We start from the raw sequence: 14,019 nt of genomic DNA, 5'->3' as shown, positions 1-14,019 counted from the left end.
ATACCATAACCAATGACTAACCCCACTAAGAATTCGTTTCGCACTGCCGTTGAGTCCGGTGAATTTTTGATTACTGCAGAAGTGGCACCACCCAAGGGGGGTAACCCAGCTCACATGGTCAAAATGGCTCAAACCCTCAAAGATAGAGTCCATGCTATCAATATCACTGATGGCTCTAGGGCAGTCATGCGGATGTCGTCTTGGGCAGCCTCGGTGATTTTACGCCAGCAGGGAATTGAACCAATTTGTCAGGTGGCTTGTCGCGATCGCAACCGCATCGCCTTGCAAGCTGACTTGATGGGTATTAACGCTTTAGGTATCAGTAATATTCTCGCCCTAACTGGTGATCCAGTCAAAGCAGGTGATCATCCTGATGCTAAAAGTGTATTTGATTTGGAATCAGTACGCCTATTGCAACTAATTACTAAGCTAAATCAAGGGGTTGATTTCAATGATAAGCCCCTTACTGATCAAGCAACTGATTTATTTACTGGTGCAGCAGTAGACCCCCAGCTCAAGAGTTGGTCAGGCTTACAAAGTCGGTTTGAAAAGAAACTGGAAGCGGGAGCAGAGTTTTTCCAAAGCCAGCTCATTTGCGATTTTGATCGCCTAGAGAAGTTTATGGATCAGATTGCGGCTGGTACTAATAAGCCAATTTTAGCAGGGATATTTTTGCTCAAATCCGCTAAAAATGCTAAGTTTATTAATAAAAAAGTTCCAGGGGTTAATATCCCTGACGAGATTATTGATCGGCTAGCAGCAGCAGATAATCAGTTACAAGAAGGGATAAAAATTGCCGCTGAGCAAGTTAAGCTCGCACAGCAACTGTGCCAGGGTGTTCACATGATGGCAGTCCGGCGAGAAGACTTGATTCCCCAGATTTTGGATTTGGCTGGAATTTCGCCATTGCAGAAATCCTCTGCTATTAATGACTTAGTTTGTAAGTAAATTTCAGGTCAATTGTTATAGCGCTGCGACCAGGGAATAGGGAATAGGCAATAGGGAATAGGGAATAGGGTAAATATACCTTCTTCTCTCCCCACCCTCCCCACACTTCCCAGACTTTCCACACTCTTCCCTCTCTCCTGTTGCCTTTTGCCCTTTCAAGTAAGTACCTGGAAATAAATAAACGGAACAGTATTAACTTTTATAAACCCACCAAAAGTTAATACTGTTCCCTGTTCCCTGTTCCCTGTTCCCTGTTCCCTATCTTGACAGTTAAACCTAATTTTGTCCGACTACTTAATACTAAGAATCACGGAACTAACTACAGGGGATAGGGTGAAAAAAGTTTGACTAATGTCGGTGAATGTCTCAATCAGTGAGCGCCTCTGGAGGGATTGTAAAACATTGATTAGTTTTGAATCCGAGCTAATGGTCATATCCTGCCGCAATTGTTCCCGGGAAACCGGTGTAGTGCTTGTACCTAGATACTTTATTACTTCTCTTTCTGACTTATCTAAGCGATTCAACTGTGCAATTAAAATTAACCTGATTGGCTCAGGAACAAAGACATCATTCAAGCTTAAAAATTTCGAGACACTGCCATTAAAGTATTTTTCAATTGTTGTCGCTACTAAATTTAAGGCTAAGGGATTGCCTCGATAACGGCTAATCAAGGTTTCCCATTCTTCCGTATTTCCAAACAAACCGTTATCTACTAAAATTTTTTCAGCTTCTTCTGTAGGTAAACCCTTCAGGGTTAATGAAGCAGTAGTGTTATTTTTTTGCTCCAGTAACTCTAGTTGTAAAAATTTTTCCCAACTGATCAGCAGCAAAGCACTTTGGTGTTTTTCCTGGGCTACTCGTCTCAATAGCTGACCATAATCCTCATAGTTGGCTTGATAGTATCCAGCTATAGCGCCAGGATTTAGAAGCTGCTCTGCGTCATCGAGTATGATCAGACACCGATGCTCTTGTAAACATTTTATCAAGCTAGAAATAAGAGCGTTTATGTCTTCTGGTAAATTGAATGATTGCTGGTGAGATAGGAATTGAATCAGCTCTACTAGCAGTTGTTTCAGGGGTGGAGCATGGCGCAGATTACGCCAAATAATATACTCAAATTCCCCCTGAAGGTTGTTTGCAAGTTTGACAGCCAGAGTGGTTTTACCAATCCCTCCTATACCGAGAATGGCTACTAGTGAGTATTGCTTTTTACTAATCCATTGCTGCAGTTGATTGAGTTGATTAGTGCGTCCATAGAAAGCAGAAATTTATGGTGCTTCCCCCCAATCGTGGTGGTAATGAGGCATTTTATATCCTGCAACTTCTAGCCAGTTAGGGACGTCTTTCCAGTTAGTGAGGCTATTTAATTCTCGATTAGTTAGTGCTTCGACATATCGATACAATCCCCTAGTCAAGGCAACAGCGATTGAGTTAGAGCTCCGATGGAGAGTCTCAGCTATTTTTTTTGGGGAGTAGCCACAAAGCAATCCTCTCAAGCACACTTTTTATACTGGTGTAAGTGTGGTTTTATTCTGGGTTTCCCTCTGTTTTTGTTCGCCTATATCTATATATAAATTGTCTAAATCCCAGAGCTTTACTGCTTCTAATAAAAGTTCATCTTCTTGATAAAACGCACCCTGCGCCATTTGCTTGCCTTCCTTGATATAAAACTTGTAAACCCTTACAGACTGTGGCTAAAGCATCAACGTTACAGTTGATCGTTGACAGTCAACCGTTGACTGTTCACCGTCAATCACATTGCAACCAATCAGCTAATGCCAAGTAAATGTGTATTAGCTTAGACCTGGTTTGATCAGCACCATGGAAAACTTACAAGGGCTGTAAATTTTATCAAAGACTCAACAGAGAATCCAGCAAATTCCATAATTTATTTACAAAAGTTTACAACTACACCATCCAAGTAAGTATCAGGTCAAGCTCAGGAAATTATGCAGATATTTACAAAAGTTTACATTTGGAAGTCAGCACTGACGCAACACTGGGCAGCAAAGGGGATCACAATCACTGCTAAGACTCAAGGCTAATCACTGGCTAATCCTGTTTAGTTGAGATTTCAGAAAAGCGATCGCTTTTCTGATTGCAGTCGTTAAGCCAAGGGTTGACAGCTCCGGGACCTGAAGGACGGGGATTCACAGAACATAAAGTTTTGTTGGTTGTGCCAAGCAACCTCTAGACACTCCGGTAAAACCATTGTGCTTACTTTTGCGACCAATATTCCATGCACCAATTACGGTCGGCATTAATTAAATGGCCATCTTTGGAGCGATACAACCCACGATTAATGGCGTTGCTTAATAATGGAATGATTTTAAGAGTGTTTAGGTGCGCTTTCCGCATCTAATTATTAAATTCGCGCTTTGGTGCGACCCAAGGGCGATTTACTCGCCCTTGGGTCGCACCTATCGGCAAAGCCGACGTGGGGCGCGTTCGGGCGCGCACCTGTGGAATAGGCATCTTGGTGGAACTGGCATCTTGCCAGTTTCATGCTTATTTTGGGGCGGGCAGGATGCCCACTCTACGAATATTCATTCAAAGACTGACGCAACGCCCGATTAATTCGTAAGCATTCAGCTATCAGCTATCAGCTTATGCGCTACTTGAGGTGCTACTTGAGGTAGTTATGGGCGAGCTACACCGAACAGCTTTTGAATAAAACGGAAAGTCCCAGGGTCGAAGCCTGTGCCACAAAGCACCTCAAGTAGCGTGAGCCTTTAGCTCACGGCTGACTACTGACAGCTGAATGCTTACATACCTGTTCTATAGCAAAGGGAACAGCAATCCCTAAAACCGAAAATGTATAGAGCCGGGTAATGGTCTGGTTTAATCAAAGACAAGCTTTTACTATATCTAATAAATTTTCTCTGATATTGCTATCAGTATCAGCGCTAGAATCACTTAGTAACTTTAACAAATTTTCCTTAACTTCCTCTTCTTCTGCTTCCAGCTGTTTTTTTTCTTCTAAGTCTTCTAATTTTTGACGCCATTCTCTACGACTTCTAAATGATTCCTTGCTAGCCTGTTTGAGCTTTTCGCTATAACCTTCCTCGGTGTCCAAATCAAACACAAACATAAAATAAGATATGTCTTTTGACATAATCTTATTGGCTATTGCTAAGGCTGATTCATCTGGAGCAACTTGCCAGACCTGTTCAAATACTCTACACAACTCATAAGCCATTTTATTACTATTTTTATAGGCTTCCTGTATTTCCTTGAGTTTTTCACTTTTACTGACAGTTGTCATGTTTATAACCCCTTCTTCTTATTTTAATATGACACTACGTTAGTCCAGCACCGGTGTATTATAAATCATTGGGGGCTGTGTGCCCAGGGTTGCCTCCGCACCTTGTAATCCCCGTGGAAACCCGATGAGCGGCTGCATCCAGACCTAAGCATACAGCTAGCTTGAAGTCTGGTGATAGGAATGAATCATACTAAATAATACCGTAAGGGCGTCTGATGAAAAGCTTTTAAAAAGCTCATGATCAGACGCCCTTGTTTTTCCCAGGATTTATCCAGGGGTAAGTTCAATCTTATTCTGGAAAATTTCCATTCAAGAGGTCTAAGTTGCTAGGATCAGCAGCCAAATCACTCTCCTCATCTAAGCTGTAAACACGGGCTGTGTTATCATCAAGCAGGTTGCCTTGCTGTAATTCAGCACTATCGGCGGGTTCACCATAGCCATAGACCATGCTACTCCCATGGTCGAATTCTGGTTCTGGACTACCAAGATTGCTCTCTTGGTAAGCATTGAAGCCAGTCCCTGCGGGAATCAGACGTCCAATGATGACATTCTCCTTCAGACCCCTGAGCCAGTCAGATTTACCTTCGATCGCTGCTTCTGTCAGCACACGAGTAGTTTCTTGGAAGCTGGCAGCAGAGATAAATGAATCGGTATTAAGGGATGCTTTGGTAATTCCCAGTAGTACAGGTGTATACTGAGCTGGGGCACCACCAGTGATCGCCATTGCTTCATTCACTGTCTCAATCTGCCGCAACTCCACGAGTTCTCCTGGTAGCATAGTGGTATCACCACCATCGTCTACCCTCACTTTAGAGGTCATCTGACGAACAATCACCTCAATATGCTTATCAGCAATATCAATGCCTTGAGACTGATACACCGACTGAACTTCATTGACCAAAAATGCCTGTGCCTGTTGCAATCCCTTTAAAGCCGCTTCGTAGACACCTCTCTTTTCGAGACAGTAGTTGAAGAAAATCTCTAAAATTTCATGGGGATTGGCTGGGCCATCGGTGATGGGTTCAGCGGTACCGACTTGCTGACCATCGGAAACAATAGCATTTTGCCCAGGGGAAATCGGGTAATCGGTCACGACTCCGTCTGACTCAATGACCTTGATATCAACGGTTTCGCCTTCTTCATAAATCACCTGGGCTTCTCCAGGACGTCTGGCCAAGATACAGGCTTCTTTGGGTTTGCGAGCTTCTAGTAGTTCTTCAATCCTGGGCAAACCTTGGATAATATCCCCTGTCTTGGCCCGTTCAAACACCAGTAGCACCAGGTTATCACCCCGCTGCACCAAATCTCCCTTGTCAATTTGCAAAATTGCCCCCGCAGAAACTCGGTATGGACGAGCCAGTCGCAGGATAACGGCATCATCCCTTACCTGAACCACCTGACCTGATTCTTGAGCAGGTGTCCCTTCAGCTAAGGTGTTGGTACCAACGACCAAATCCCCTACTTTAACTGTGGCAGGAGAGGTAATCGGCATTGTCACTCGGTCAGCATCCCTGACCACCAGTACTCGGCGAATGGCTTCCAATCCTTCTTGAATCCCCCGGATTTCACCAGCTTCCTTGCACTGAATTTCTGTTCGAGCCACTACCGCACCTGGAGGAATTTCGTCCCCATCTTTGACTAAAACCCGGGTTTTGGTATTGCCCCCTAACGGATCTGCATTGGTATCCCGGCGAAGCACCAACGACTCCAGGATCACCAGTTGTAATCGCATATCCTCAGAGGCTTCCTCCTCCTCAGTAGCAACTAACTCAATGTCAGCACTCAGCTGGGATGAACTACTAGTATGGTCACTGCTACCATCGGGGTTGCTCATTTCCAATACCAACTGGGTGCGGAGTAATTCCACCCCATCTACAGACTTGACCCGTTCTCCATCCTTATAGGGAATGCGTTGGATGGCTCGCAATTCAATCTGGGTTCCTTGGGTAGCTTCGTTGGAATCTTGGGTATTAATGGACGCCTGAGAGGGAACCGCTGGCTCATCTGGTACAGCAAACTCCGTCACTGGCCGCAGCAGCAGTCCCATACCATCAGGTGTATCCACTGCTTCTCCATAACAGAGGTTGTCTACCGTTATCCCTGGCAACTCCTCGGAGCCGGGATAGATCAGCTGACCCTCACTGGTCATGTTCTCTGGCAGGTTATCCACCAGATGAAATTCCCCAGGCTTAACCACAATTTCCCGGAGGATGTCATTTTTTTGGACAACTTCCACTACACCGGACGACTGACAGAAGATATCCTTAACCACTTCTGTGCCTGCTTCCACATATTGACCGTCTTCCACAAGCAGCAAGGAAATATCCTTGTTGACCTCATGGCATTCTTCCGGAATCCAGAGTAAGGTACCGCCTTTGGTAACTTCGTAACCTTGCTTGGCTTTACCCCGTTTAGCCACCTCTACACCAGCATATTTAATAATGCCACCGGTTTTAGTGTAGTATTGGTCATCAATCAGTTCCGCTACCACCTGGTGGTTGACTACCTTTGTGCCAGGGGTTGCCTTCAGGGAAAAGTGCTGATTATTGGCGGTGTGAATCACATATTGTTCCCGACCCCCCGTGCTTTCCATTCTCACCTGTGATTGATCCAAGCGGACGGAAGCGGTGATAATGTCAATTTCTCTTTTGCCTGGGGTCAGTCGCACCACACCACCGTTGAGTGTGACTAATTTAGTTTCCGCCAGCACTGTCCCAATCTCTACACTATCCCCATTTTTCACCACTGGTTCCGCACCAGGGGGTAGGTTATAGACGTCCCCAGATAAAATCCAGAGTAAACCGCTACGTTGGGCAATCCGAGTTGTATTACCCTGTCGATCTGTTTTTTCCTCAGGGACTAAGTCCGCAAATAGCACTTCCCCGGCTAAGTCCGATGCCACATCCTTAGCCGCTTTTTCTGTGGAAGGACGGCTTTTACTCAGGGCTACTTCTGCTAAGAGATCACCCTTGCTGACTGTTTGCCCATCACTGACTAAGACCAAGGAGCCCGCTGTTAAAGGAAAGGTTTTGCCAGAGCCATTGGTGGGTTGCAAAATCAGATCCCCAGCTAGTTCCACTTGTTGACGGTCGTCACCGTGGCGAGTCCTAACTTGGCGGGTACGTAGGTTTTTACCAAAGCTTACTACACCCTTCATGGGAGCAGAGAGCTGGCGTGCCACTTCCCCGGTAAACACACCCCCCGTGTGGAAGGTTCGCATAGTCAACTGAGTTCCTGGTTCCCCAATAGACTGGGCAGCAATAATCCCCACCGCTTCGCCCAAATCCACCATGTGCCCATGAGCTAAGCTCCAACCATAGCATCTCTGGCAAACTGACCGCTGGGCTTCACAGGTTAGAGGCGATCGCACCATTACCTCTTTAATACCAGACGATTCAATCTCTTTGGCTAGTTCATCAGATACATCTTGGTTTTGTTTAGCAATTACTTTCCCGGTTTTTGGATGAACCAATTCCTCTGCTACAATTCGACCTAAGAGCTTATCCGCTAGGGAAATTAAAACGCGATCGCCATCGGTCATCGGTGTGATTTTGATGCCCCGAGTGGTGCCACAATCAAGGTCTCGTACAATCACGTCCTGGGAAACATCTACCAGACGACGGGTGAGGTAACCAGAGTCAGCTGTTCTCAGGGCAGTATCCACCAAGCCTTTGCGGGCTCCGTAGGATGAGATAATGTATTCCGTTACCGTTAAGCCTTCCCGGAAGTTAGTCTTAATCGGTAGGTCAATAATTTCACCTTGGGGATTAGCCATCAGACCCCGCATACCTACCAATTGCCGCACCTGAGACAAGTTACCCCGTGCTCCGGAAAAAGCCATCATGTACACTGAATTTAGGGGGTTTGTGTCTTTGAAGTTACGGACGACCTCATCTTTGAGAGCCTCAGAGGTTCCGTTCCAGGTATCGATAACTTTTTGAAACCGTTCAACTTCAGTAATTTCACCCCTAGTGAACCGGCCTTCTGTGGCACGAATCATAGCTTCCGCCTCATCTAACATCTGGCGTTTAGCTGGTGGCACTTGCAGGTCATCTACACTGATAGAAACCCCCGCCTGGGTAGCATAGCGGAACCCCAGATCTTTGAGTTTGTCTGCCATTTGGGCTGTCCGGGCACTGCCGTATTTGGTATAGGCCCAAGATATCAGCTTTTTTAACCGGCCTTTATCAACAATCCGGTTATAAAAAATTAATTCTTTTTGAGCTTTTTTATCTGCCATGATGCTTTTAAAGGGGATGACTAATTAATAATTTAGAATGGGTTAATTTAGAATTTAGAATGGATTAATTTAGAATTTAGAATGGGTTAATTTAGAATCTGGGGGGGGGTACATGCAAGCTTAAAACCTTACTGGGTAATAATTTAATCCCATCAGTTATCAAAAGATACATGCTGTTTTGGGCGCGACCTTGGATGCAGTTATCAGGGTTTGAGCTTCCATAAAATGAAAAGAGGGTCAATTGACGACTGTATATTCCCTGATATCATTGGCATCAAAGCCTTATATAGTAAGCTTTTATGGGCTCATGTCACCCCCTCAGCTTGAACATCTTACATTCTAAATTATACATTCTAAATTATACATTCTCTTGAATTTCCTAATTCTAAATTCGCGCATTCTAAATTCGCGCATTCTAAATGCTTACCGATACTTTTTAGCTACCAAAATCTACCTTCGAGACCTAAACCTAACCCGATTAATTTGGCCAGTATTTTTATACTTCTTCTTGGCTTCCCTGACAGCCGTGCAAGCATCCTTAATCGCTATGGATTTAATTTGATAAGGTACTGTCTTGCACCACTCGGGAAGGTTGTTTAGTATTTCAGTTTTAATGGCAAACCAGTTAGCTTTGTTTTCGCCATTTTCTAGTATTTTTACAGTTTTATTAAAAACATAACGGGACACTCCAAACCAGTGGCGGATAATTGCACGCTGTTCAGAGTTTAGGAACACTCTTATCTTCTTTGATTTTTGTCCCGTACTTTCTGAGTCCGTGGACTCTACAGGAGAAGACGTGAATGATGGAGAGAAGATCTGCCGTGAGTTCAGCCTCGGGGCAACTTTCAGGTTGGTCGAGAACCAGGATTTTTCCACCGTTGAGACTGACCAAGTACTCAATGAGTTCAAATCCAAATCTGGTAAGTCTGTCTCGACAGGCAACAGCAATCGTGAGCTGATCTCCTCGCACAAGCCGTTCCAGTATGGTTCTAAGACCTTTGCGTTTATAGTTGAGACCTGATCCGATGTCTTTGATGATTTCCGCTTCCGGGAAGAGGGAGTGCATGTAGGCAATTTGCCTGGCGAGGTCGTCAAATTGTTTGCTACTGCTGACTCGGCAGTAACAGATGGTAGCTGGCTGTCTTGGTTGTCTTCGCCCCAGACTGAGCAGGCTTTCTGTGTCAAAAAACCTTGTTCCTCCTGGAGTTTTTTCGCATTTGATCGTTCCATCGTCCGCATATTTCCTCAGAGTGTTCCTAGATAGTCCCGTAAGTTCGACCGCCTTACGAAGTGGTACGAGTGCCATCCTTATAATCTACCAAATAGTGGAATATTTTGGTAAATTAGTGGACACTTTGGTTAACTGTCACAATCCTTTTACCTAGCCCCATAGGGCTTCTTGAATAGTTTTGTTGTAGATGATCCGACCTGCGGTGGTGCGGATGTACTGGGAAATAAGTTCACCATCGGCTGTTTCCCTCACTCGCCGGTTTTTGTAGACTTTGCTCACCATACCATCGGGTGAAGATTCTTCAGAAATCATCTCCTTGTCTGGTTCGTCTGTGTCAACTATGCCGTCATAGCGCACCCAAATATAGGCATGGAGGTGTACTTGCTTTTGTTCGTAGGCTTTGATTGCATCCTCGAGGTTAGCAAAGTAACGACCTGCTCCCTTGGTTGCATTGGGATTTTTGGCGGTTAGATAATAGCATCCCAAGACCATATCTTGACTCGGTGCTATAATGGGGCGACCTGTTGCTGGTGAGAGAATATTGTTCGATGCCAGCATTAACAACCTAGCCTCTGCTTGGGATTCTAGGGATAGAGGCACATGTACTGCCATCTGGTCGCCATCAAAGTCCGCATTAAACGCTGGACAGACTAAGGGGTGCAGTTGAATGGCACGACCTTCTACCAAAATAGGTTCAAAGGCTTGAATTCCTAGTCGGTGTAGAGTTGGGGCTCGATTTAGCATCACCGGGTGACCTGCAATCACTTCTTCGAGTACGTCCCACACAGTGGGATCTCCCCGTTGAATCAATTTTTTAGCTGCTTTGATGTTATTCACCAAACCCTGACGAATCAGGCGGTGAATCACAAAAGGTTGAAACAGCTCAATCGCCATCTCTCTGGGCAAACCACACTGGTGGATATGCAGGTTTGGGCCGACTACAATCACTGAGCGTCCGGAGTAATCCACCCGTTTTCCTAGCAGGTTTTGCCGGAAGCGACCCTGTTTACCTTCGATAATGTCAGAGAGGGACTTCAGGGGTCGATTGTTTGCCCCTACGACTGTCCGTCCTCGCCTGCCATTGTCAATCAGGGCATCCACAGCTTCCTGAAGCATCCGCTTTTCATTGCGGACAATGATTTCAGGTGCCAGAATTTCCTGCAACCGGGCTAGTCGATTGTTGCGGTTGATGACTCGTCGATAGAGGTCATTCAAGTCAGAGGTAGCAAAGCGACCCCCATCCAGTTGCACCATCGGTCGCAGGTCGGGGGGAATGACAGGGATGACACTCAGCACCATCCAATCTGGCTGAGCCCCGGTGCCAATAAAGTTGTCAATCACTCGCAACCGTTTGATGAGCTTAGCTCGCTTTTGACCTTTAGAAGCCGCAATTTCTTCTCGCAGCTTTTCTGCGATCGCGTCTAAATCCAAATCCTGTAGGAGTCGTTGCAGAGCCTCAGCCCCAATCCCCACGTCTACCCCAGATAGATCTGAGTCTTCGCTATAGAGCTGCTCCTCGATTTCCAGCCATTGGTCTTCGGTGAGCAGCTGTTTATAGCTGAGGTTTTCCGCATTACCTGGGTTTAGTACTACGTAGGCGTTGAAGTAGACAATCTGTTCTACATCCCGCAGGGGCATATCAAGCAAAATACTGAGGTAGCTAGGAATACCTTTGAGATACCAGACGTGAGCCACGGGTGCGGCTAGTTTAATGTATCCCATACGGTGACGCCTTACCCGGGACTCGGTCACTTCCACACCACAGCGTTCACAGACAATACCTCGGTGGCGCACCCGCTTGTACTTACCACAATGGCATTCCCAGTCTTTAGCTGGACCAAAGATGCGCTCACAGAACAGCCCATCCATCTCCGGTTTGAGGGTGCGATAGTTAATGGTTTCTGGCTTAGTCACTTCACCGACCATTTGACCGTTCGGCAGAGTCCTTTCTCCCCATTGACGAATTCTCTCAGGAGAGGCAATACCAATTTTTACGTAGTCAAACCGCTGTTCTATTTGGCTTTTCATAATTTTGTCATTTCCCTATTCACAGACACTCCTATAGAGCCACCTTTTAGGCTTGTTCTTCTTCCAACTCTTCCTGGTTGAGGGATTCATAAGTTGGTGAGCGTGGTGTGCGATGGCGTTCTGAATCGGTCATTAAATCCACTTCCATATCATTGCTACTACCATCTTCTGTGGTTTCCACTTTGTGAACAGCTATGTCGAGTCCTAAGGATTGGAGTTCTCGCATCAGTACCTTGAAGGATTCGGGAGTACCAGGTCTGGGAATAGCTTTTCCTTTCACAATGGCATTGAGAGCTTCATTGCGCCCTTGCATATCGTCTGATTTGACAGTGAGCAATTCTTGGAGGGTGTAAGATGCTCCAAATGCTTCTAATGCCCAGACTTCCATTTCCCCAAACCGCTGACCACCTTGTTGGGCTTTACCCCCCAAGGGTTGCTGGGTGACTAGGGAGTACGGTCCGGTGGAGCGAGCGTGAATTTTATCGTCTACCAAGTGGACGAGCTTGAGCATATAGGCTTGCCCCACTGTGACTGGTTGGTCAAAGGCTTCTCCGGTACGACCATCGTATACAGTAATTTTTCCAGCATGGTCGGGATTAAATACCCACTCTTTACCAGGTTGATCACTGGCTTCTTTAAGCTTGTTATGGACTGTGAGGCGGGATGCTTCTGCGCCGTACATTTCGTCGAAGGGAGTAAGCTTAAATCGGGCATTCAGGTGTTCCCCAGCCCATCCTAATAGACATTCAAATACCTGACCCACATTCATCCGACTGGGTACTCCCAGGGGGTTGAGTACAATATCTACAGGTGTACCATCCGGCAGGTAGGGCATATCTTCGATGGGCAAAATCCGGGAAATAATTCCTTTATTGCCGTGACGACCTGCCATTTTGTCACCAACCTGGATTTTCCGTTTCTGAGCCACATATACACGCACTACCATGTTGGCTCCCGGTGGCAGTTCATCCCCTTGCTCTCTGGTAAATACCCGCACATCTACCACACGCCCTTTTTCACCATTGGGGACTCGCAGAGAATTGTCCCGTACATCCCTAGCTTTTTCCCCAAATATAGCTCGCAAGAGTTTTTCTTCTGGTGGCTGGTCTGATTCCCCCTTGGGAGTAACTTTCCCCACCAAGATATCCCCAGCTTCTACCCAGGCTCCAATCCGAATGATACCGGTTTCATCTAACTGGCGCAGGGCATCTTCCCCCACATTGGGAATTTCTCGGGTTATTTCCTCCGGACCTAGTTTAGTCTGTCGCGCTTCTATTTCATACTTTTCAACGTGAATACTTGTGTAGACATCATCGTAAACTAGCCGTTCACTAACTAGGATGGCATCTTCGTAGTTATAGCCTTCCCAAGGCATATAAGCTACTAGAATATTTTGTCCCAGGGCGATTTCACCGCCTTCTGTAGCAGAACCATCTGCCAGTACCTGACCCGCCACAACTTCATCTCCTACATACACCAAGGGTCGTTGATTCAAGCAGGTATCTTGGTTAGAGCGCTGGTACTTTTGGAGAGAGTATTCAATAATTGCTGGGGTTTCTTTTGGTTGAACAGGGCGAGGGTATTCTAACTCATTCTCATTGCCCGGTTCCCCTGGCAGGGCTGGGGTATCTGTGATGGTTTGATAAGGCTGTAACCGAATTGTGTTGGCATCGACATACACCACCTCACCATCACTGGCAGCCACCACGACCATACCCGAGTCCCGAGCGGCCTGGGCTTCCAATCCTGTTCCCACTAAGGGGCGCTCAGGTCGAAGCAATGGCACAGCTTGCCGCTGCATATTTGAGCCCATCAGAGCTCGGTTGGCATCATCATGTTCTAAGAAGGGAATTAGAGAGGTGGCAACGGAGATAATTTGCACTGGTGATACCGCCACATAGTCCACTTGGTCAGGGGTGGTGGTGGTGAATTCTTGTCGATATCGAACTGGTACAGACTCTCCCAGGATGTAACCTTCCTCATCTAAGGCAATATCTCCTGGTGCTACCCTCAGGTCATCTTCTTCATCTGCGGTCATGTACAAGGGCGGTCGGTCTTTTAGGACTCGCCCATTTTCTACAGGGTAAGAAGGAGTTTCAATAAAACCATAATTATTCACCCGAGCGTGGGTTGCCAAGGAGCCAATCAGACCCGCATTGGGACCTTCTGGAGTTTCAATGGGGCAAATTCTGCCATAGTGAGATGGATGAATATCCCGCACTGCAAAACCTGCCCGTTCGCGAGTTAACCCCCCAGGACCTAGGGCAGACAGACGCCGTTTATGGGTCAATTCAGCTAATGGATTGG

At 46.2% G+C, this 14,019-nt stretch carries 8 protein-coding genes and 1 pseudogene; 1 reads left to right on the top strand and 8 read right to left on the bottom strand.

Annotated elements, in window-relative coordinates:
* The first annotated feature begins 12 nt into the window (after positions 1-12).
* The gene (locus tag F6K57_RS22065; protein ID WP_293070663.1) at positions 13-948 is read left to right on the top strand and encodes a methylenetetrahydrofolate reductase; all 936 of its coding nucleotides are present in this window, start codon (positions 13-15) and stop codon (positions 946-948) included.
* 290 nt (positions 949-1,238) lie between these two features.
* Here F6K57_RS22065 and F6K57_RS22060 read toward each other — a convergent pair whose 3' ends face one another.
* From F6K57_RS22060 to F6K57_RS22025, 8 genes and pseudogenes are all read right to left on the bottom strand, one after another.
* The gene (locus F6K57_RS22060; RefSeq protein ID WP_293070690.1) at positions 1,239-2,216 is read right to left on the bottom strand and encodes an NB-ARC domain-containing protein; all 978 of its coding nucleotides are present in this window, start codon (positions 2,214-2,216) and stop codon (positions 1,239-1,241) included.
* A 237-nt stretch (positions 2,217-2,453) separates the two neighbouring features.
* Entirely contained in the window at positions 2,454-2,594 is a 141-nt protein-coding gene (locus tag F6K57_RS22055) for a hypothetical protein (protein ID WP_293070661.1), read from the bottom strand.
* A 1,199-nt stretch (positions 2,595-3,793) separates the two neighbouring features.
* On the bottom strand, positions 3,794-4,213 hold the full coding sequence (locus tag F6K57_RS22050) for a hypothetical protein (RefSeq protein WP_293070659.1): 420 nt from the start codon (positions 4,211-4,213) through the stop codon (positions 3,794-3,796).
* Positions 4,214-4,502: 289 nt separating this feature from the next.
* Entirely contained in the window at positions 4,503-8,453 is a 3,951-nt protein-coding gene (locus F6K57_RS22045; RefSeq protein WP_293070657.1) for a DNA-directed RNA polymerase subunit beta', read from the bottom strand.
* Positions 8,454-8,906: 453 nt separating this feature from the next.
* Positions 8,907-9,188, bottom strand: a pseudogene (locus F6K57_RS22040) (helix-turn-helix domain-containing protein); the annotation flags it as partial.
* Positions 9,172-9,759: an IS607 family transposase gene (locus F6K57_RS22035; RefSeq protein ID WP_293025773.1), complete on the bottom strand. Its 588-nt coding sequence runs from the start codon at positions 9,757-9,759 to the stop codon at positions 9,172-9,174. The gene F6K57_RS22035 and the pseudogene F6K57_RS22040, both read right to left, overlap by 17 nt.
* Positions 9,760-9,834: 75 nt before the next feature.
* Complete coding sequence (locus F6K57_RS22030) at positions 9,835-11,712, bottom strand: DNA-directed RNA polymerase subunit gamma (protein ID WP_293070655.1); 1,878 nt, start codon at positions 11,710-11,712, stop codon at positions 9,835-9,837.
* 46 nt (positions 11,713-11,758) lie between these two features.
* On the bottom strand, positions 11,759-14,019 hold a 2,261-nt coding region (locus tag F6K57_RS22025; protein ID WP_293070653.1), incomplete at its 5' end, for a DNA-directed RNA polymerase subunit beta.

The organism is Moorena sp. SIO4A5 (genome assembly GCF_010672005.1).
In the GTDB taxonomy this organism is placed as follows: Bacteria; Cyanobacteriota; Cyanobacteriia; order Cyanobacteriales; family Coleofasciculaceae; genus Moorena.
This window is presented reverse-complemented; position numbering and strand designations above follow the sequence as displayed.